The 21,650-nt window shown below is 72.3% G+C and carries 13 protein-coding genes; 11 read left to right on the top strand and 2 right to left on the bottom strand.

Annotated features, from left to right (window positions below):
• Positions 1-8: 8 nt before the first annotated feature.
• From ACFWV3_RS03855 to ACFWV3_RS03820, 8 genes are all read left to right on the top strand, one after another.
• Entirely contained in the window at positions 9-3,218 is a 3,210-nt protein-coding gene (locus ACFWV3_RS03855) for an amino acid adenylation domain-containing protein (protein WP_382407902.1), read from the top strand.
• On the top strand, positions 3,205-4,671 hold the full coding sequence (locus tag ACFWV3_RS03850) for a condensation domain-containing protein (RefSeq protein ID WP_382407900.1): 1,467 nt from the start codon (positions 3,205-3,207) through the stop codon (positions 4,669-4,671). The genes ACFWV3_RS03855 and ACFWV3_RS03850 overlap by 14 nt, the downstream gene beginning before the upstream one ends.
• A complete protein-coding gene (locus tag ACFWV3_RS03845; RefSeq protein ID WP_382407898.1) occupies positions 4,671-6,707 on the top strand; it encodes a beta-ketoacyl synthase N-terminal-like domain-containing protein in 2,037 nt (678 codons plus the stop codon). The genes ACFWV3_RS03850 and ACFWV3_RS03845 overlap by 1 nt, the downstream gene beginning before the upstream one ends.
• Positions 6,704-9,658 carry an amino acid adenylation domain-containing protein gene (locus tag ACFWV3_RS03840; protein WP_382407896.1) on the top strand — a complete coding sequence of 985 codons (2,955 nt, stop codon included), beginning with the start codon at positions 6,704-6,706 and terminating at the stop codon, positions 9,656-9,658. The genes ACFWV3_RS03845 and ACFWV3_RS03840 overlap by 4 nt, the downstream gene beginning before the upstream one ends.
• Positions 9,655-11,025, top strand: a complete 1,371-nt coding sequence (locus tag ACFWV3_RS03835) for a condensation domain-containing protein (RefSeq protein ID WP_382407891.1) — start codon at positions 9,655-9,657, stop codon at positions 11,023-11,025. Before ACFWV3_RS03840 ends, ACFWV3_RS03835 begins: the two co-directional genes overlap by 4 nt.
• A 169-nt stretch (positions 11,026-11,194) precedes the next feature.
• Positions 11,195-11,434: a hypothetical protein gene (locus ACFWV3_RS03830; protein WP_382407889.1), complete on the top strand. Its 240-nt coding sequence runs from the start codon at positions 11,195-11,197 to the stop codon at positions 11,432-11,434.
• A gap of 22 nt (positions 11,435-11,456) precedes the next feature.
• Positions 11,457-11,666, top strand: a complete 210-nt coding sequence (locus ACFWV3_RS03825) for an MbtH family protein (protein WP_382407887.1) — start codon at positions 11,457-11,459, stop codon at positions 11,664-11,666.
• A gap of 79 nt (positions 11,667-11,745) precedes the next feature.
• Positions 11,746-13,314, top strand: a complete 1,569-nt coding sequence (locus ACFWV3_RS03820; RefSeq protein WP_382407885.1) for an AMP-binding protein — start codon at positions 11,746-11,748, stop codon at positions 13,312-13,314.
• Positions 13,315-13,373: 59 nt separating this feature from the next.
• On the opposite strand, the gene ACFWV3_RS03815 is transcribed toward ACFWV3_RS03820, so the two are convergent.
• Both ACFWV3_RS03815 and ACFWV3_RS03810 read right to left on the bottom strand, forming a co-directional pair.
• Positions 13,374-14,963 carry an HAD-IIIC family phosphatase gene (locus tag ACFWV3_RS03815; RefSeq protein ID WP_382407883.1) on the bottom strand — a complete coding sequence of 530 codons (1,590 nt, stop codon included), beginning with the start codon at positions 14,961-14,963 and terminating at the stop codon, positions 13,374-13,376.
• Positions 14,960-18,142 (bottom strand): amino acid adenylation domain-containing protein, encoded by a 3,183-nt coding sequence (locus ACFWV3_RS03810; RefSeq protein WP_382407881.1) that lies wholly within the window; start codon positions 18,140-18,142, stop codon positions 14,960-14,962. The genes ACFWV3_RS03815 and ACFWV3_RS03810 overlap by 4 nt, the downstream gene beginning before the upstream one ends.
• A gap of 286 nt (positions 18,143-18,428) precedes the next feature.
• Here ACFWV3_RS03810 and ACFWV3_RS03805 point away from each other — a divergent pair, with 286 nt between their 5' ends.
• The 3 genes from ACFWV3_RS03805 (at position 18,429) to ACFWV3_RS03795 (ending at position 21,417) form a co-directional block, all read left to right on the top strand.
• Positions 18,429-19,928, top strand: a complete 1,500-nt coding sequence (locus ACFWV3_RS03805) for an SDR family NAD(P)-dependent oxidoreductase (protein ID WP_382407879.1) — start codon at positions 18,429-18,431, stop codon at positions 19,926-19,928.
• Between the two features lie 399 nt (positions 19,929-20,327).
• Positions 20,328-20,897, top strand: a complete 570-nt coding sequence (locus ACFWV3_RS03800) for a helix-turn-helix domain-containing protein (protein WP_382407877.1) — start codon at positions 20,328-20,330, stop codon at positions 20,895-20,897.
• A 259-nt stretch (positions 20,898-21,156) separates the two neighbouring features.
• Entirely contained in the window at positions 21,157-21,417 is a 261-nt protein-coding gene (locus ACFWV3_RS03795; protein ID WP_382408150.1) for an integrase core domain-containing protein, read from the top strand.
• Positions 21,418-21,650 lie beyond the last annotated feature (233 nt).

Raw genomic sequence — 21,650 nt, 5'->3', positions numbered from 1 at the left:
TGGTGGACATGTCCGGTCGGGTGATCCGGTCGGAGCGCGCGTCGTTCGGGCAGGAGCAGCTGTGGCTGGCCGAGCAGGTGTCTCCCGGTACGGCGGGGTTCCACACCGTGCGCATGTGGGAGCTGCGCGGTGAGCTGGACGTCGGGGCGCTGCAGTCGGCGGTGGACCTGCTGGTGCGCAGGCACGAGCCGTTGCGCACGACGTTGCACCTGGACGGGTCCGGTCTGCGGCAACGGGTCGAGCGGCCGCGTCCCGTGCCGATCGAGCGGTTCGAGCTGGCGCGGGTCGCGGAACCGGACCTCGACCAGGTGCGCGCGCTGCTGAAGCGGCCGTTCGACCTCGCGGAGGACCTGGCGTTCCGCGCGCTGCTCGGCCGGGTGGGGCCCGGCCACCACGTGTTCGTGATGAACGTCCACCACTCGGCGTGCGACTCCTGGTCGTTCCTGATCATCAGGGAGGAGCTGGCACTCGCGTACGCGGCCTACAGCGACGGCCGCGAACCGGACCTGCCGGAGCCCGGCACGCCGTACGCGGACTTCTCCCGGCGTGAACGGGCGTGGTGGGACGCGGGCGGACAGCGCATGAGCCGCCGGTGGCTGCGGTCGCTGGAGGAGATCCCCTCGCTGCACACCCCGCTGCCCGGAGCCGGACGCCGCGACCTGATGGGACCGGTCGGCGCGCTGCACCAGGAGGTCCGGTCGGACGCACTGCGGGGACTGCTGGCGAAGGCGGCGGCGGCCGGCGCCACCCCGAACATGGCGGTGGTCGCTCTGTTCGTGCTGCTGCTGAGCAGGTGGACGGGCCGGGACCGGGTGTTCTTCTCGACGCCCGTCGGCACGCGCCTCGAACCCGACGTCGAGCGCTCGGTCGGGTTCTTCGTGAACAGCCTGCCGATCGTCGTGGACGTCGGCGGGTGCCGGGACTTCGACGAGCTGCTCGGCAGGGTCCGGCCCGCCGTGCTGAACGCGATCATGCACGCGCAGGTGCCGCCGGGGGAGGTGCGGGCCGCGATGTCGGGTGGCGTGAGCAGCTCCGACTTCGACCCCATGCACGCGGTGACCCTCGCCGTGGAGACGTGGGCACCGGCCACGTTCGCGCTGGGACGGCTGGAGGCGACCGACCGGTTCATCCACCCCGGCGTCACGACGTTCGGGCTCTCGGTGCGGGTCGAGGTCGGAGACGAGGGCGCGCGCGTCTTCGTCGAGTACGACACCGAGGCGATCCCTTCGGAGGTCGCGTCCCGCTTCGCCGCCCACTTCGACGAGCTGATCACCGCGGCGGGCACGCGGGGGCTGCTCGCGGACCTGCCCGCGATCCCGGAGGGCGACCGCGAGCGGCTGGCCCGCTGGACCACCGGCCCGCGACCCCGCGGGGGCACCGGTCTGCCGGCGCGGGTGGCCGAGCACGTGGCCGCGCGACCGGACGCCGTCGCCGTCGACGACGGCACGCGCGAGCTCTCCTACCGCGACCTGTGGGCCGCCGCCGGTGCGCTGGCCGCCGACCTGCGAGCGCGCGGCATCGGGCAGGAGGACCTGGTTGCGATCAGCATGCCGCGATCGGCACATCTCCTGGTGGCGGTACTGGGAGTCCTCCGCGCGGGAGCCGCGTTCGCGCCGATCGACCCGCGGGACCCCGAGGGCCGGCGGCAGGGCGTCCTGCGGCGGTGCCGGGCGCTGGTCGTCGAAGACGCGGCGGACGCCGGAGGCTGGGACGGCACGACGGTCGTGGTCGGCGACGCCGTGCAGGACACCGGCCTCGCCACGGTCGCCGACGTCGTGCCCTCGGCGGACGCGCTGGCCTACGTCATCCACACCTCCGGATCGACCGGGCGGCCGAAGGGCGTGATGATCACCCACGGCGGCCTGGCGAACTACCTGGACTGGGCCGTGTCCGAGTACGGCCTCGAGCCGGGCACGACGGTCCCGCTGCACACCTCCGTCGCGTTCGACCTGGCGATCACCAGCCTGCTCGGCCCGCTGCACGCGGGAGCGCGGGTGCACGTGCTGCCCGAGTCGGCCGGGCCCCTCGCCGCCGCCCCGCACCTCGGCGACGGCTACCGGATGGTGAAGACCACGCCGAGTCACCTGCGGGCACTGCTGGACCACGCGGGCGACGCCGAACTTCCCGGCGTCGTGGTGCTCGGCGGTGAGAACCTGCCCGCCGGACAGGTGCGCGGGCTGGTCTCGCGCTCACCGCGACCACGGGTCGTCAACGAGTACGGGCCCACCGAGACCGTGGTCGGCTCCACCGCGTTCATCGCCGACGCACCGGGGATCGGGGACGTGGTCCCGATCGGCGTACCGATCGCGAACACCACCGCACACGTCGTCGACTCCGACCTCCGCCCGTTGCCGGTGGGCGTGCGGGGAGAGCTGGTGATCGGCGGGGCCGGCGTCGCCCGCGGCTACCTCGGTGCTCCCGGGCTCACCGCGGACCGGTTCGTGCCGGACCCGTCCGGGCACGGAGAGCGCTGGTACCGCACGGGAGACCTGGCGTTCTGGCGGGCCGACGGGGTCCTGGAGCTGGTGGGCAGGCTGGACGACCAGCTCAAGCTGCTCGGCTACCGGGTGGAGCCGGGCGAGGTCGAGGGCGTCCTCGCGAACGCGCCGGGCGTGCGCCAAGCCGCCGTCGTCGTCGACCGGCGAGGGCAGGACCCGCGGCTCGTCGGGTTCCTGCACGCGGCCGGGGCCGTGGACGACGCGTTCCTGGCCGGGGTCGAGGCACACCTGCGGTACGAGCTCCCGGCGCACATGGTGCCCGACGAGCTGGTACCGGTCGACGAGATGCCGGTCGACGGCAACGGCAAGACCGACAGGTCCGCTCTGCGCCTGCCGGAGGTGCCGGTGCCCGTCGCGCCGCCCCCGCGGGACAGGCCTCCCGGCTACTGGCACGACCTGGTGCACGCGGCTTGGGCGCAGACGCTGGCCGTGGCCGAGGTCTCGCCGGACGTGAGCTTCTTCGAGGCAGGGGGGACGTCGTTGCTGCTGATCAAGCTGAACGCCGCGCTGACCGTGCGCGGCGTCACCGGGTTGTCGGTGACCGACCTGTTCCGCTTTCCCACCATCGACGCCCTCGCCGTCCACCTGGCCGACGGGTCCGCCGCGGCGGACCCCGGAACCGTCACGGACACCGGAGCCGGGACGGACGCCGCCGGAGAACGCGCGGTGGCACGGCGGGAACGCCTCCGGCGAGCGAGGAGCCGACGTGACGACCGATGACACCGCGACGGGCGGGGCGAGCCCGTTCGACGACCTGCCGGACGACTGCGTCCTCGTTCCCGCGGGCAGCGCGCAACGCGGGCTGTGGCTCACCCAGGCGCTCGATCCGGCGAGCCCCGCCTACCTCATCACGCACGCGTTCGAGCTGCGGGGCGAGCTGGACGTGGCCGCGCTGGCCGAGGCGCTCGACGGCCTGGTCGCGCGGCACGAGGCGCTGAGGACCGGGTTCCTCGGCCACGGGGAGGAGATCCACCAGGTCATCCACGACGTGGTCCCGCCGGTGCTGCGGGTCGAGAACGCCGCGGACGAGGAGACCGCCCTGGCCGCGATCGACCGGGAGAGCGGTACGCCGTTCGACCTCACGCGCCCGGCCCTGCTGCGGGTGCTCGTGCTCCGGCTCGGCGCCGGGCGGCACATGCTCAGCGTCGCACTGCACCACATCGTCGTGGAGGGCGTGTCGGTCGAGCTGTTGTGGACCGAGCTCGAGGTCCTCTACCGCGCCGCGTGCGTCGGCGCGCCCGCTCTGTTGCCGGAACTCCCGTTGCAGTACGCGGACTACGCGGCGTGGGAGCACGAGTGGATCGCGGGAACCGACTACGCCGGGCAGCTGGGGTTCTGGCGCGAGGAGCTCGCCGGTGCTCCGGCCGCGATCGACCTGCCGGCCCCGGCGGCGGGCGATCGGCCCTCGTGGCAGGGCGGAACGCACGCGGTGGAGCTGACGGAGGCCGAGACGGCGTCCGTGCTGGCCTTCGCCCGCGACCACCAGGCCACGCCGTTCATGGTGCTGCTGATGGTGTTCGGCGGGGTGTTGCACCGGTGGAGCGGCCAGCCGGACGTGGTCGTCGGCACGCCGGTGACGTTGCGGGACCGGCCCGGCCTGGAGCACGTCGTCGGGGTGCTGATCAACTCGTTGCCGCTGCGGCTGCGCTGGCAGGACAACCCGACCGGCGCGACCGCGCTGGACAGGGTGCGGGAGACGACGGGCAACGCGCTGGCGCGCAAAAGGGTTCCGTTCGACCACCTGGTCGCGGCACTCCCCGGACTCCGCGCACCGGGCAGGGACCCGGTGATGCAGGTGATGTTCGCCTACGGAGCCGAGGACGGCGGCGCGGTCGCGGTGAACGGCCTGCGGCTGCGCGGACTCGCGGTGTCGCGGCTCGACCTGCGTGCCGGCACCGCGAAGTTCGACCTCTCGCTGGACTGCGTGCTCACCGGCGGCCGCCTGCGGTGCGTGCTCGAGTGGAGCGACCAGCGGTTCGACCGCGAGTTCGCCGAGATCTTCGCCGAGCACCTCGTCGTCGCGTTGCGGCACGTCGTGGCGCACGACGGCGACCGGGTCGGGGACTGGCCGCTGCCCTGCGAGGACGAGGAGCAGGAGAGCGACTGGCCGGCCGGGTTCCTGCACGAGGAGCTGACGAGCTGGACCGTGCTCGCGACGGAGGGGAACAGGTGATGGACCACGACTTCGGCTCCGACGAGGGCCCGCCGGCGGTCGCGATCGTCGGCGCGTCGTGCCGCTTCGCGGACGTGGACGGCGTCGAGGCGTTCTGGGACGCGCTCAGGGCGGGCAGGGAGCTCGTCTCGTTCTTCTGCGAGGAGGAGGCGAGGCGCGCGGGAGCGGACGAGGCCTGGCTGGCGGACCCGCGGTGGGTGCCGGCAGGCGGCACCCTGCGGGGCGCGGACCTGTTCGACGCCGAGTTCTTCGGGATCTCCTCGGAGGACGCGCGGAGCATCGACCCGCAGCACCGGGTGTTCCTGGAGTCGTGCTGGCAGGCCCTGGAGCACGCGGGGCACGATCCCGCCCGGTTCGCCGGTGACATCGGCGTGTTCGGCGGCGCGAGCGCGAACACGTACCTGCCGCTGCTGCGCGAAGCCGGGATCGAGCCGTCGACGCCCTACGGCAACGACGGCGACTACCTCACCAGCAGGGTCGCCTACCACCTCGGGCTGACGGGCCCGTCCGTGACGGTGCAGGCCGGCTGCTCGACGTCGCTGCTCGCCGTCCACCTCGCCGCGCAGAGCCTGCTGAACTTCGAGTGCGACATGGCTCTCGCAGGTGCCGTCTGCGTTTCCGCACAACGGGGGAAGGGCTACCTTCACACGCAGGACGGCCGGCTTTCGCCCGACGGGCACACCCGTCCGTTCGACCGAGACGCGGCGGGCAGCGCGCCCTCGGACGGCGTCGCGGTCGTGGTGCTGCGCAGGCTGGAGGACGTCGTGGGCACCGACCGCGTCCTCGCGGTGGTCCGCGGTTCGGCCGTGCGCAACGACGGCAGGCGCAAGATGGGCTTCAGCACACCCAGTGGGGCCGGTCTGGTGGCGGTGATGCGCGCCGCGTACGAGGCCGCGGAACTCGATCCGTCCACTGTGGACCGAGTGGAGGCGCACGCGATCGGCACGCCGCTCGGTGACGCGATCGAGTTCGACGCCACCGCGGAGGTGTTCGGCCCCGGCAGGAGGACGCTCGGCGCGGTGAAGGCGGCGGTGGGGCACACCGACGCGGTGTCCGGACTGGCCGCACTGCTGGCGGCGGTGCTGCAGATCAGGCACCGCACGCTGCTGCCGGTGCTGCACTTCACCGAGCCGTCCGGCGCGGTGACCCCCGACCTCGCGGGACTGGACGTGCTGCGCGACCCGGCCGCCTGGCCGTCTCCCGGACACCCCCGCCGGGCCGGGATCACCTCGGCGACCACGGGCGGCACCAACGTCCACGTCGTCGTGGAGGAGGCACCGCCGGAGCCGGTCGCCGTGGCGGGAGGACCGCACCTCGTGCCGTTGTCGGCCAAGTCCGAACAGGCACTGCGGGACTCCGCGCTCGTCCTGGCCGAGCACCTCCGGTCGAACCCCGGTCAGTCCCTCGCGAGCGTCGCCTGGACGTTGCAGACGGGACGCGGGGAGTTCGCGCACCGCAAGGCGTACGTGGCCGCCGACGTCGGCGAGCTGATCACCGCGCTGGAGCAGGACATCGCGCCGTCCGTCCATTCGGGACCCGAGGTGCTCGTCGCCGCGGCGCGGGCCTGGTGCGCCGGGGAGTCCGTGCGCTGGGAATCGTTGCACGACGGCCGGAAGCCGCTCCTGACCCCGTTGCCCGGCCATCCGCTGCGACGCGTGCGGCACTGGGCCGGGGTGAGTGAGGACGGCGGCCCGCGTGGCAGGCCTGCCGACCTGGGCAGGGTCGTGCCGCCCGCGACGACGCTGGAACGGGCGCTGGCGGACGTGTTCGCCGAGGTGCTGGGCGTCGAGGAGGTCGGGGTGACGGACGGCTTCTTCGCCCTGGGAGGCGACTCCCTGACCGCCCTGCGCGTCTCCGCCCGGATCCGGGCGGAGATCGGAAGCGCCGTCGAGGTCGCTGTCGTGCTCACCCATCCGACCGTGCGCGACCTGGCCGCGGCGGTGGACGCCACCGCCGCGGGCGGGGCCGGACCGGCGCCGGGCAGAGCGGTCCGCAGGCCGGTCCGCGAGCTGAGGCAGAGCGGAGGCACGCGATGACCGCCCGGCCGTTGCACGTCCTGGTGGCGGAGGTGGCCGCACGGCAACCCGGCGCCCCTGCCGTGTCCGACGGACGGCAGGCGCTCACCTACGGGCAGCTGGACGTCCGCGCGGAAGGCCTGGCCAAGGCGATCTCGGCGGCCGGGATCTCCCGCGGGGCCGTGGTCGGTGTGCTGCTGCACCGCGGCGTCGACCACATCGCCGCGATGCTGGCGGTGACCAAGGCCGGCGGGTGCTACCTGCCGCTGCACCCCGGGCTGCCGCGGGAGCGGGTGCGTGCGCTCGCCGCCGACTCGGGCTGCGAGTGCGTCGTCGGCGTGCGGGATCCCGGCGTGGGCACGGCCTTCGTGCCCATCGACCGCGTCGGGCCCGCCGATGAAGTGCTGCCGGTGGTCGACGCCGCCGAGAACGCCTATGTCATCTACACCTCCGGCTCCACCGGGCGGCCCAAGGGGGTCGTCGTCCCGCACGCCTCGGTCGTCGCCCTGGTCGCGGATCCGGGGCTGTACCCGCTGGGACCGGGTGACAGGGCGGCACAGGTCGTCACCGCGAGCTTCGACGCCGCGGTCCTGGAGATCTGGTGCGCGCTGCTCGGCGGAGCCGCGCTGGTGGTCTTCGACGACGACGTCAGGTCCTCGCCCGACCGGTTGCTCGCCGCGTTCGCGGCCGAGCGGATCACCGCCTCGATGCTGCCCACGCCGTTGTTCAACGAGCTCGCCGCGCGGCCGGTGCCGCCCGGTCTGCGTCTGCGCAGGATCGCCTTCGGCGGCGACGCGGCGAGTCCGCGGGCGGTCGCGGCGGCGTTCGAGAGCGGGCTGGCCGACGTGGTCGTCAACGTCTACGGGCCCACGGAGTGCACCGTCGTGACCACCTACCTCGCCATGGAACGGATGCCGTCCGCCGTGACGCTCGGCTCGCCCCGCGACGGCTGCGTGGTGCGCGTGCTCGACCGGCACGGCGAGGTGGTGCCGATCGGCGTGCGCGGGGAGATCCACGTCAGCGGTACCAGCCTGGCCGCGGGATACCTCGGACAGCCCGGGCTGACGGCGGACCGGTTCGTGCCGGACCCCGCGGGGCCCGCGGGGTCGCGCGCCTACCGCACCGGCGACATCGCCTGGTGGCGTCCGGACGGCACGCTGGAGTTCGCCGGCAGGACCGACGACCAGGTGAAGATCAACGGCCACCGCGTCGAGCTGGAGGAGGTCAGGGCCGCCGTCGAACGCCACCCCGACGTCGAGCAGGCCGAGGTCGTCGTCCAGCGGGACGGCGAGACGCGCCGGTTGATCGCGCACGTGGTGACCAGGACCGCGGTCGAAGAGAGCGACCTGCGGGAGTTCGTCGCGGCCGTCCTGCCGCACTACCTCACGCCGTCGGGGTTCGTGCGGCTCGGCCGGATGCCGGTCAACGCCAACGGGAAGGTCGACCGCCGCGCTCTGCCGCACTGGCGTCCGGCGACGACCGGGTCCGCCGGGGACGCCGATCCCGCCACCGCGCGGCTCGCCGCGATCTGGTCGGAGGTGCTCGGCCTGCCGCGGGTCGGTGCCCTGGACAACTTCTTCGCGCTCGGGGGTGACTCGATGATGGCGATGGCGGTCGCCAGGCGGGCCGCGGACGCGGGACTGCGGATCGACGCCGGGCAGGTGCTGAAGTCCCGCACCCTGGCCGACCTCGCGGCCGGGGTGCGCGACGCCGTGCGGGAGGAGCTGGTGCCAGAGGAGCAGGGAGAGGCGCCGCTGATCCCCGTTCAGCAGTGGGCGCTGGAACGCGGGCTGGAGTTCGTCGCGCACGAGCTGTTCATCGCGACCGAACCGCTGGACCTCGTGCTGCTGGAGAAGGCGCTCGCGGCGGTCGTGGAACGCCACCAGGCGCTGCGGGTCAGGTTCACCCACGGCCGGGACGGGTGGCGGCAGGTGCCGGGGCCACCGGCGGGCGGGATCGTGCTCGGACCCCGGCCCCGCGCGTTCGACGTCGAGCACGGCCCGCTGTGGCGGCTGGAGGTGTCGCCGGACCGGCGGCGCGTGCTGTACGAGTCGATCCACCTGGTGACCGACGCGGTGTCGTTGGCGGTCTTCATGGGTGATCTCGAAGAGGCCTACCGGGCGGTGCAGCGGGGCGGCACACCCCGGTTCGCCCCCGCGCCCTCCTCGCTCGCCTGGGCGCGGGCGCTGTCCGGACTGGCTCGGTCCGGCGTGCTGCGCGCGCAGCTGCCGTGGTGGACCGATGTGCTGGCATCGGCCACGACGACGCTGCCGCGTGACTTCGACGTGGAACCGTCCGGCGAGCCGGAGGGGTGGTCGCCGAGGGAGATCTCTCTCGGCGACCTGACCCCGGCGCTGGTCCAGCCGGTCCTGCTCGGCGCGCTCGCCGTCGCCTTCCGCGAGTGGAGCGGCGAGAGCCGCACGCTGATCGACCTGCAGCACCACGGCCGGGTCGCACGGCCGGACCTGCCGTCCTCACTGGACGGCATCGGGTGGTACGTGATCCTCGCCCCCGTCGTGGTGCACGGCTGCGACCTCACCGAGCTGGCCGATCCCGGCCGCGCGGCGCGGCTGGTCGACGAGGTCTCGCTGCACCTCGCCTCCCGGCCGGACGAAGGTCTCGGGTACGGCGTTCTCCGGTACCTCGACCCGGACCCCGCGGTGCGCGAGGCGCTGAGCCGCGACGCCGGGATCCGGTTGAACTACCGCGGCAAGCGGTCGGCGCTGAGCCGGGAGGGGCTCTTCCGGACCGCGCCGTACGAGGCGGACGTCCAGGACGAGCTGTTGCGCAGCCATGACCTCAAGATCGTGGCGGAGCTGGGGGACTCGACCCTGGCGATCGGCGTCTCCTACTCGCGCTCGCAGTACCGGGACACCTCGGTGGAGGTGCTGACGAAGGCGTTCGAGGAGGCGTTCGCGGTGCTGGCGCACGCGGCGACCCTGGCCTCCGCCCAGGAGCGGGGGACTCGATGAGCATGGACCTCAAGGGCGCCTACGTGTTCCCGCCCTCGCGCAACCAGGCCCAGCTGTGGCTGCAGGAGCAGACCCAGGAACTCGGTTCCAGCTACCACATCACCGCAAACCTTCGGTTGCGCGGCCGCGTGCGTCCTGGCGCGCTGGCGACGGCGGTGAGCCGCCTCGTCGCCCGGCACGAAGCGCTGCGCACGGTGTTCCGGGAGCTGGACGGCGCACTGCGGCAGATCGTGTTGCCACACCTGGAAGTGCGCCTCGAACGGCCGGCGGACCTGGCCGGGCTCGACGCGCTCGCGGAGAGCCCGTTCGACCTCGAGCGGGGCCCGCTGGTGCGTGCCGCGCTGGTTCGCCTGGCGGTCGACGACCACGTGTTCGGGCTCGTGGTGCACCACCTCGTGGCGGACGGATGGTCGGTGGACCTCGTGCTGAGAGAGCTGATCGGGCTGTACGACGCGCTGGTGTCCGGAAAGGACGGTGAACTGCCACCGCCCTCCCTGCAGTACGCGGACTTCACGCTGTGGGAACAGGAGACGCTGACCGCGGACGTGGTGGAGGAGGAGATCGGCTTCTGGCGGCGCGAGCTCGCGGACGCCGCGCCGGTGCTGGAACTGCCGTTGGACCGGAACCGGTCGGCGGAGCGGGACGCCGTCGCGGCGGGACTCGAGATCTCCGTTCCCGGCGAGGTGGTGCTCGCCCTCGAGGAGCTGGCCGGCCGGTGCGGCGCGACGCTGAACATGGTCGTGATGGCGGCGTTCCAGGTGCTGCTCGCCCGCTACTCGGGGCAGGAGAGGTTCGCGGTGGGCACGGCCGGCGCCGGCAGGACCGGCACCGAGTTCGAGGACGTGGTCGGCTTCTTCGCCACGCTGCTGCCCTCGCCGGTCGACGTGAGCGGGCAGCCGACGTTCACCGAACTGGTGGGCCGGGTACGCCGGCACGTGCTGGACGCGCTGGCGCACCAGCGGTTGCCGTTCGACCAGCTGGTCTCCGCCCTGCGGCCGCAGCGGATCGAGGGTGCGAGCCCGCTCTTCCAGGTGACCTTCCAGCTGCTGCACGACAACGGTGGCGGGGTGCGGGAGGCCGCGGGTGTGAGCTTTGAGCCCATCGCGTCCACCACCGGGCACCTCATGTACGAACTGTCGTTCACGGCGTTGCGCGGCGAGGGACTGCGCTGTGCGTTCCACTGGTCGAAGGCGTTGTTCGACGAGGCGACGGTGCACAGGATGGCGCAGAACTTCCTGGTGTTGCTCGAATCGGCGGTCCACCGGCCAGAGGAAGTGGTGTGGTGCCTGCCGATCCTCACCAGGGCGGAACGCGACCAGCTCGAACGGTGGAGCGGTGAGCGGCGGGGGAGCTCGAGTGCGGACTGAGCCGATGTACCCGTCGGACAGCGAGCTGTGCCCGGCCGAGGTGGAGGTGGACTTCCCCCGGGAGGTGCCACGCGCTTGCACGCCGGCGTTCACCTGGTGACGACGGCGGACAACGCGCTGGCCGGACTGCCGCGGCCGAGCGCCACCACCTCCCGGGCGGTTCGCACGTGTGGTTCGAGCTGTCGTCGGACCGGGGCGGAGGGAGATCCTCGCGAACGAGGGTCAGCAGGAACTCGACCGGCCGGTGGCGGAGGACTCCACCGTGACGGCGCGGTTCGCTGCGGTCGAGGAGGTGCTCGCCGCAGGCGTGCACGTGTCGGCGCTCGGTGCGCCGGCCGGCCTGAAGGTCAAGGGAAGCAGGACGAAGCCGGGCAGAACGCGGGTCTTCCGCACCTTCGTCCAGGACTGACACCGAGAGCAGGGGGATCGACATGAGTGACGACCAGCACGAGCACATCGTGGTGCGCAACGACGAGGAGCAGTACTCGGTCTGGCAGGCCGATCGCGCGCTGCCGGCCGGGTGGCACGCGGAGGGCAAACGCGGCACGCGCGAGGAGTGCCTCGCCCACATCGATGAGATCTGGACGGACATGCGCCCGCGCAGCCTGCGGGAGCGGATGGCGCAGAACGCGAGGGGCTGATCCCGATCGCCGGTGGCGTCCCGCGGGCGGGACGCCACCGCTCCCGAAAACCACTCCTACTCCCAGCGAGGTGTACCTGATGCCCGTCGAGACCACTGCGCCAACCGGTGCCACGTCGCTGTGGGGTGAGCCGACCGAGCCCGCGTGCCTGGCCGCGCGGATCCCGGCCGTCGCCGCGAACCACCCCGACCGCGTCGCCGTGATCGACGGCGACCGCGTGCTGACCTACCGCGAGCTGCTCGCCTGGGCTGCGCGCACGGCGGAGGTGCTGCGCGCGCACGGCCTCCGGCGAGGCGACCTGGTCGCCATCGCCTGTCCGCGCGGCGCGGACGCGGTCGCCGCACTGCTCGCCGTGACCCTGTCCGGCTGCGCCTACGTCCCGCTCGACCTCGAGTACCCGCGGCTCCGGCTGGAGCACATGCTGCGGGACAGCGCGGCACGGCTCGTGCTGCACGTGGGAGAGACGTTCGAACTCGACACGACCGCGACCGCGGTGCGTATCCCGGAGCCCACCGGCGACCACGCCGCGGAGCCCGTTCCGCCGTGGATCAACACGTGCGACCCAGGCCTGCCGGTCTACGTGATCTACACGTCGGGTTCCACCGGCTGGCCGAAGGGCGTGGTGCTGCAGCACAGTTGTCTCGACAGCGTCGCGCACTGGCAGTCGGTCTTCTCCCCGGAACCCGACCTGCGGACCGCACAGTTCGCCCCGCTCAACTTCGACGTGTCGTTCCAGGAGATATTCGGCGGCCTGTACGGCGGCGCGACGCTGGTGATCATGCCGGAACGACTGCGCCGCGACCCGACGGCGTTGCTCGCGTGGCTGGCTGAACACCGCGTCGAACGGCTCTTCCTGCCCTACGTGGCGCTCAAGATGATCGCGGTGGCCGCGAGCTTCGGCGCGCCGCTCGACGAGCTGGCCCTCGTGGAGGTCAACGTCGCGGGCGAGCAGCTCGTGTGCTCGGACGACATCCGCGCGCTGTTCACCGCGCTGCCGAGGTGCCGGCTGGTCAACCACTACGGGCAGAGCGAGAGCGCGATGGTCACCGCGCACGTGCTGGAGGGTCCGCCGGACCGGTGGCCGACCCTGCCGCCGATCGGCGCGCCGTTGCCGGGCTGCGAGCTGCTGGTCGACGTCGAGGACGGCGAGGACGCCGGCGAACTGCTCGTCGCCGGTCGCCCCGTCGCCCTCGGCTACCTGAACAGACCGGAGCTCAACGCCCGCCGCTACACCGCCATCGCGCCGACCGGCCACGGTCACACGAAGGTGTTCCGCACCGGCGACCTGGTGCGCCTGCGGGACGGCAGGGTCCACTTCCTCACGCGGATCGACGACGACGTGAAGCTCCGGGGCATCCGGATCAACCTCGCGGAAGTGGACGCGCAGCTGATCGCGTTGCCCGGCATCGCCTCGGCGGTCACCGTCGTGGTGGAGGGCGCGGGAGGCACGAGGGTGCTGCGCGCCGCGGTGGTCCTCGTCGACGGCGTGGCGCTGGACGAGGAGCACACGATCCGCCGTCTCCGCGAGGCGCTGCCCGAGGTGTCCACCCCGGTGTCGATCACCGCGCTGCCGTCGATGCCGACGACGCCGAGCGGGAAGCTCGACCGGGAGGCCGTGACGGCGTCGCTGAAGGACGCCTTCGCCTGAGCTCGCCCGCGCGACTGGGGCGCACCGGACCTTCGCCCGGTGCGCTCCTCCGCCGGTCCTCAGAAGTCCTTCGCGGGCAGGCGGAACGTCGCGTCCTCCGCCGGGACGTCGGCGCCGGTCACCGAGGCGAGGAAGAGCCGGGCCGGGGTGTTGCGCTCGGTCGGCCGGAACGGCAGCCGCACCGACGTGCGCCCGGCGGACCTGGCGTGCGCGGCGAGGAACTCGAGCATCCTGTGCTCCAGCTCCCGGTTGAGCACCCGGCAGCTCATCAGCAGCACCCGGACGTCGAGCGCGTCCTCGGCAGGCTCGGCGAGCAGCGCGCCGACGATCCCGTAGTCGCCGAACCTGTCGTGCATCCGCACCGTCCAGCCGAGGCCGCCGCCGGCGAGGAACGCCGACACCCGGCCCGCCGTGAACTGCTCGCCGGTGAGGGTGAACTGGGTGGTCCTCGCGGTGAGCTGCGCTACCCGGTCCACGGTGGACTCGACCACCGGCTCGATCGCGACCTCGATCCGGCAGCGGCGCAGGAACTCGGCGTGATCCGCGCTGGCGGCCGCCGTGGTCCTGCGCCGGCTCTCGGCGGCGTACCGGTCGGCGCGCAGGCGGTCGTCCTCGGTCACCACGAACTGGTCGAACACCCACTCGTGCTCGATAGCGCTCCTGATCAGCTCCGGCTCGCGCGGTACCTGCACGACCGCCACGCCGGGCAGTTCGGCGCGCACCATCCCGCACTCGACGGGGTCGTCGTCCACGAACACGAAACTGTCCACCGCGAGGCCGAGCTCCGCGGCCAGTTCCGCGATCGCGGCAGGCTTGGGGCCCCAGCCGATCCGGCGCGCCGTCACGTCGTCGATCCGGAGGACCATGTCCGGGCGTTCGGTGAACACCGCGAGCACGTCGGCCTCGTTGTTCCGGCTGCACAGGCACAGCAGCCGCCCGTTGGCGCGCTGCGCCGCCATGAACCGCTGCAACCAGAGGTGCTGCTCGGTCAGCACGACGCCCTCGGGGCCGTCCTCGCCGCAGACTCCCCGCCACAGCGTGTTGTCGCAGTCCAGCACCACGACCTTGCGCGGGCGCGCCCGCAGCGCCTCCGCCGTGCGGGCGATCACCGTGCCCACCGCGGCCAGGTACTCGTCGGTGTAGGGGAGGTGGCCGATGGTGTCGCCGTACTCGTCGTGCAGCGCTGCCACGTCGTAGCGCTCGGCCGCGGCGGCGAGGTCGAGCAGGTGCAGCCATGGCGTGTCGGCGACGACGCCGGCGATGCGGGTGGCGGCCGCGTCGACCCATTCACGGGTCAGGGGTTGCGCGGCGGTGGCGGGCGCCGGCGGCAGGACGCCCACCAGCCACACCGCGGTGGTGCCGTGCAACTCGGTGGTCAGCCCTGCCACGAGCAGGTCGAGCAACCGGTCGGCGCTCTCCACATCACCGACGCGGCGGTCACCGCCGGTGCGCATCAGGTCGTCGGGGCGCACCAGCACGACGTTGATCCCGGTGTTGGTCCGCAGCAAGCCGGCCGGGTCGTGCAACGACTCGAGCACCTGACCGTAGGGCGCCTGCGCGACTTCCACGTCCGGCCGCAGCCTCGACATCCACCACGACACCGTCTCGGTCACCGTGTCGAGCACGAACGTCCCGGTCAGCGCGATCACGCCGGCCCCCGATCGGCGAGGAACGCCTCCGCCTCGTCCCCGGTGAGCCGCTCCACCTGGTCGAGCAGCCGCGCGAGGCCGTCGGCCTCGACGTCGGCGAGCAGGTGCAGCGTCGGCACGTCGACCTTGCCGTTGGGCGTCAGCGGGAAGACCGGAACCAGGTGCAGACGGGTCGGCACCATGTGTTCGGGAAGCTTGGCGCGCAACGCCAGCCGCACGTCCTCCGCGGTGATCGCGGCCTCCTGGTCCGGCAGCACGTACGCCACCAGCAGCGGCCGTCCGCTGGGCGCGGTCTCCGCGCGCACGACGGCGTCCTCGACGTGCCCGACGTCGCGCAGCGCTGCCTCGACCTCGCCCAGCTCGATCCGGTAGCCGCGGATCTTCACCTGGTGGTCGACCCTGCCGGAGAACTCGAGCTCGTCGTTCAGCTTGCGCCGCACCAGGTCCCCGGTGCGGTACATGCGCTCGCCGGTGGCGGGGGTGTGCGGGTCGGGCACGAACCGGTCCGCGGTCATGCCGGGCCTGGCGCGGTAGCCGCGGCCCACGGCGATGCCGCCGACGTAGACCTCGCCCACGGCTCCCCGCGGAACGGGTTCGAGGTCCTGGTCGAGCACGTAGAGGCGGACGTTGTCGAACGCGTCGCCGATCGGCGGTTGCCCCTCTGGGGAGCGGCACTCGGCCCAGGTCTGCACGATCGTGCCCTCGGTGGGGCCGTACGCGGCGAAGAACCGCGCGTGCGGCAGCCACCTGTCGCGCAGCTCGGGCGTGATCCGGTCGCCGCCCGTGAGCACCAGCCGGACCGACGGCGTCCGCGCGGGGTCGATGACGGTGAGCATCGCCGGTGGCAGGTACACGAGCGTCGCGCGGCACTCGCGGACGGTGTCCTCCACCGGCTGTTCGGCGTCCTGGTGGTTGGGCGGTCCGAGGCACAGGGTGGCCCCGCACGCGAGTCCCATGAAGATCTCCCACACCGACGCGTCGAAGCTGAACGACACGAACTGCAGCACCCGCGTCGACCCGTCGATGCCGAACGCGTCGCGCGAGGCGGTTATCACGTTCGCGACGCCGCCGTGGGTGAGCTCGACCCCCTTGGGCCTGCCCGTCGACCCGGACGTGTAGATGACGTAGGCCAGCTGACTCTCCGGCACCTCCACCGTTGGCGGCGCAGGGTGCTCCTCGCCGTCGTCGTCGCCGTTGTCGTCGTCCTCGATGTCGAGGAGCAGGACGCGCTCGGCCGCGTCACCGAGGCGGTCCACGGTGCCGGCCGTGGTGAGCACGACCCGCACACCGGAGTCGTCGATCATGTAGGCCAGCCGGTCGGCGGGGTAGGCGGGGTCGAGCGGGAGGTAGGCCGCTCCGGCCTTGAGCACCGCGAGCACGGCGGTGATCTGCGCGGGCGAGCGTTCGACGCAGATGCCGATGAGCTGTCCCGGCCGGACCCCGTGCGCCACCAGCCGTGCCGCCAGCCGGTCGGTGGCGCGGTCGAGCTCGCCGTAGCCGATCTCCCGGCCCCGGCACCACAGCGCCGGGTGGTCGGGCGTGGACGCCGCGTGGTCGGCGAACATGCGGTGCACCGGCGCCCAGCCGGACCGGTCGCGGTGCGGGCCGCTCAGCCCGTGCACCAGCTCGCGCCGGTCGTCGGCACCGGTCAGCGGCAGGCTCGTCGCCCGGTCGTCCCCGGCGGTGGTGAGAGCGGTGAGCAGGGTGCCGAAGTGCGTCGCCATCCGGCTGACGAGCTCGGCGGGGAACAGGTCGGCGGCGAACTCGACGTAGCCGTCCAGCCCGTCCGGCACCTCCTGGAAGTACCAGCTGAGGTCGAACTTGGTGGTGCCGGTGGCGAGGTCGGTCCTGCGGATGTCGAGGCCGGGCACCTCCGCGAGCTCGTCCAGCCCGGTCAGCAGTGCGAGGGCGACCTGGAAGACAGGGTGGTAGCTCGGGTCGCGCCGCTGCCCGGTGGCTTCCACGACCGCGCCGAACGGCAGGTCCGCGAGCTCCCGTGACGAGGTGATCGCCTCGTGCGCGACGGTGAGCAGCTCGCTCACCGTCGCGTTGTCGTCGATGGTGATCCGCATCGGCACCGTGTTGCCGAGGTAGCCGACGAGGGGCTCGTCCTGGAGGTGCCTGGCGACGGGGAACCCGAGCACGACGTCGTCCTGCCCGGTGTAGCGGCGTAGCAGGAGGGAGAGCGCGCTCGCCAGCACGGCGAAGACGGTGGTGCCGTTGGCCAGCGCGGTCTCGCGCAGGCGCGCCAGCACGTCCGCCGGCACCACGAGCGGCACGCGACCGCCCGCGGTGCCGCGCCGGGGCGGGCGTGGGCGTTCGAGCGGGAGCTGGATCAGCTCGGGCGCTCCCGCGAGCAGCGTCCGCCACCGGCCGGCCAGGTCCTCGCGCACCGCGCCGGTCAGTTCGGCGTTCTCCCGGTGCGCCAGGTCGAACGGGCTGGAGCGGAGCTCGGGCAGCGCGGCCGCGTCCCCGTCGCGGTAGAGCAGGACCAGGTCGCGCAGCAGGGTCCGCAACGAGATCCCGTCGCACACCACGTGGTGCACGACGATGACGAGCCGGTGAAGTGCCGGCTTCTCCCGGATCAGGAACACCCGCATCGGCGTGACGGCCAGGTCGAGCGCCGCGCGGGCCGCGGTCTCCACCTGCCGGCCGGACTCGGCCCCGCGCCGTTCGGCGGGCAGCGAGCTCAGGTCCACCACCTCGACGGCCGGCTCCGCCGCGTCCAGCCGCACCCGGAACTCGCCACCGAGGTCGAACACGCAGCGCAGGGACTCGTGGCGCCGCACGAGTGCGGTGAACGCGCGTTCCAGCCGCACCTGGTCGAGCTCGCCCGACAGCGTGAGTTCGACCGGTACGTTGTAGACGGGCACGTCGGGATGCACTGCGTTCACGCCGAGCAACGCGCGTTGACCGCGGTTCATTTCGGGAGTCGCCCGCGGTGCGGTGCTCATTTCTTCGATCCCGCCGGAGTTGCCGAGCTCCGCGCGCACGGCGCTGATGAATTCACGTGGTGTGGTCGACTGCCCCAATTCGCGCAACGGCAGTTCGACGCCGACCGCTCGGCGGCATTTCGACAGAATTCGAACGGCGAGCAGGGAGTCGCCGCCCTGGGCTCCGAACGGCGTGTCCAGGTCCACGCCGGAGCGGCCGAGCACGGCCGTGAACACGGTGAACACGGCCGCTCCGACCTGGTCTGAGGGGTCGGCAGGCCGGATTGCCGCAGTGGTGCGGGGTGGGCCGGACCTGGCGGACCGCATCGCGGCGAGTACGTCCTGAGCCCGGCGTGGATCGCCGTTCATGTGAACCTGCCCATCGCTGTGGGAAAGCGCGTGATCGCAATTGCGGAAAGGGGAAGAAGCGCGGCCGGGGCGACGCTACCCACGGTGCGCGCGATGGTGCAAGGCAACGTCCGTCCCTATCATTCGGCCCTTCGGCGAAGAATGATCGGGGGCCGTCGTGCTGTTGACAGACGAAGACATCGCGCTGTTCCGGAAGGCGAGCGGGGACGGCAACCCGTTGCACGGGGACGCGGAGTTCGCCCGCCGTACGCCGTTCCACGAACCGATCGCGCACGGCGTGCTGGCCTGCGTCGCCGCACTGGACGCGGTCGCGGGCGACGAGCCCGTCGGCGGGCTGGAGGTGACCTTCCGGCAACCGGTGTACCCCGGTCGCCGCTACGAGTGCGCCGCCGGGAGTTCGCGGCGGATCACCGTGTCGGAACACGGCCGTGTCTGTCTCGACCTCGCGGTGACACCGGGGCACGCGGTGGAGGACACGGAGATCCTGGCCCGCCCGATGCGGTCGTCCTCCGCGGACCTGTCGCTCGGCGCCGTCGAACCGGGCATGGCGGTCACCGGGGCCTACGGTCCTCCTGCGGAGGCGGTGCGGGCGCTGGCGGAGCGGTGGCCCGTCGCGGCGCGCAGGCTCGGCGTGCTGCCGCTGGTGAGCCTGATGTGGTGCAGTTTTCTCGCCGGCATGGAGATCCCCGGCAGGCGCGGCCTGCTTTGCAGGGTGACGTTGCGCGTGCACCCGGACGCACGGCCCGGTGCGCTCGACTACCGCGCGGAGGTCGACGACGTCGATCCGCGCTTCGGCATGGTGACCGTGCTGGGCGTGCTGAGCTGCGGCGGCGTGCCGGTGGCCGAGGCCGAGATCGAGGCGATGGTGCTGGACCCGGCACCGCTGCCGAGCCTGCGCGCCATCCGGGAGTCGCTCGCGCCGGGTGCCGCGCTGGCCGGGCAGACCGCTGTCGTCGTCGGTGGCACCAGGGGGCTGGGCGCCGGTCTGACGCTGGCCCTCGCGGACCAGGGGTGCCGGGTGCTCGCGGGCCACCGCGGCACCGGTCCCGAAGTGGACGCGCTGCGCGAGCAGGTGACGGCCACGACCGGCGAACTGGTCCTCGTCGCGGGCGACGCGGGCGAACCCGCGTGGGCACTGGAAGTGCGTTCCACGCTCACGTCGCTGGACCTGCTCGTGTGCAACGCCGCCCCGGCCGTCCGGCGGGCCGACTTCGTTCCGGCCGCGTTGCCGGGGTTCGACGAGTACCTGACGCGGGCGACCCGGCTGGTGACCGTCCCGCTGAGCACCCTGCTGCCCCTGCTGGAGGTCTCGCGGGGCCGTTGCCTGGCGATCTCCTCCGCCGCACTGGCCGGTCTGCCGGCGGAGTGGCCGCACTACGTCACCGCGAAGTCGGCGGTGGAGGGCCTGCTGCGGTGGGCGGCGGCCAACCACCCGGAGGTCGGCTTCCTGACCGCGCGGCCGGGCGCGCTGCTCACCGATCAGATGACCACGCCGAGCGCCCGGGACCTGGCTGCCGCTGTCGAACCCACAGCCGCCGCCTTGGTGCGCAGGCTCCTGGACCCGAGCAGACGGAGGAGACAGGTCGAGATGATCAGCACACCGTGCTCGGTCTCGCCGGCGGGACAAGACTGGGAGTACCGCGAACGGTCACCCGTGACCTGACCTGCTGCACGACACCGCCGTCAGCCACCTGGTCATCCGGCCCGCTCGACGGATCAGCCGTGTCCCGCACCGGTCACTCTGGCGCCGGCAACACCAGCACCGTGCCCGTGTCAGCCGTTACCAGCGGAAATCCGCTCAATGGTGACGATCACGACGTACGGCTGGAGTGCTGGGCGAGTGCTTTGCGAGCTGCTTCTCGCACATGCGGATCCAACTCCTGGTCGATGCTCATTTCGTACAGCAGTGCTCGCGCTCACACCGTTTCGAGCTGTTTCAGCCGCTTGACTGCCTCGGACCGGATGCGCTGCTTCAGCTCGCAGTCCCTCGCCACCGCATGTGCCGCCCGGAAAGTCATCGATGCTCTGATCGGCCCTGTTTCCCAGCTGAGAGCATGTCTGGGTGGTCTGTTCGCTGTTGTATCGGGTGGTCTGCAAGTCGTTGTCTGTTCCGGCGGTGCTGCTTCGAGGTGAGGCGGCCAAGGTTGCGGAGCTTCTCGTTCTGCGGCACGAGAACGTTGTGCTTCGTAGGCAGTTGACTGGTCTGGTTCGTTACGAGCCTGCGGACCGGTTCTGGTTCGCGGTGCTGTCGAGATTGGTGCATCGCTCGCGCTGGCAGGAGGTCTTCCCGGTTACCCCTGGCACGTTGCTCGGCTGGCACCGCAGGTTCATCGCCCGGAAGTGGGATCATGCCGCGCGCCGGCGCGCCGGGCGTCCCTCAACCGCAGCAGCGATCAAGGCGCTCGTACTCCGACTTGCCAGAGAGAATCCGCGGTGGAGTCATCGGTGGATCCATGGCGAACTGGTTCGGCTTGGTCATCGCCTGGGTGCCTCGACGGTCTGGGAGATCTTGAACCGCGCGGGCATCGATCCGGCGCCGCGGCGATGCGGCCCGACGTGGCGGGAGTTTCTGACCGCGCAGGCCGAGGGGATCATCGCGGCGGACTTCTTCCACGTCGACGCCGTGCTCTGAGCACGCCTGTATGCGCTGGCGTGTCTCGAACACGGCACCTGGCGCTTGCACATCACTGGCGTCACGGCGCATCCGACGCGGGAGTGGACGGTGCAGCAGGCAAGGAACCTGGCCAGCGAGCTCGGGGCGCGGATGGAGTCCCTTCGCTTCCTGCTGCGTGACCGCGACGGTAAGTATGGCGACGCGTTCGACGCCGTATTTGACGCAGAGGAACTGCGAGTGATCGCGACCGCGCCGCGAGCTCCGCTGATGAACGCGCATTGCGAACGGGTCATCGGCAGCATCCGCCGCGAGGTTCTCGACCACGTCCTCACCATGGGGAGAAGGCCATGCGCGTCAAGTACTCGCGGCCTACCAGACGCACTACAACGAGCACCGGCCTCATCAGGCCCGCGACCAGCTACTGCCAGATGCTCACGAGCACCTCCGAGCGGCGCATGATCTTGACGTCTCTGGCCGTCGACCCGTCCGCACGCGGATCCTCGGTGGGGTGATCGCGGAGTACCGATATGCAGCTTGAGCTGCAGCGACCACTTTCCGAGCGGCACAGGCCTCAACGACGGCGCAGGGTGAAACAAGATGAGATGTTCCACCCTGTGGAACGTTAGGCCGGGAACCACCGAGCACGAGTGTACGGTGTCGAGAAATTTATGCCGTCGTAGTCATCTTGCCGGGGATGTGCCATGAGTGGTGCGGAAGGCCAACGAATGATTCCGGCGCTCTGGGGTGATCGGCATGTGTCACCTGACGGTT

It is taken from the genome of Lentzea sp. NPDC059081 (assembly GCF_042738015.1).
Classification (GTDB): domain Bacteria; phylum Actinomycetota; class Actinomycetes; order Mycobacteriales; family Pseudonocardiaceae; genus Lentzea.
This window is presented reverse-complemented; position numbering and strand designations above follow the sequence as displayed.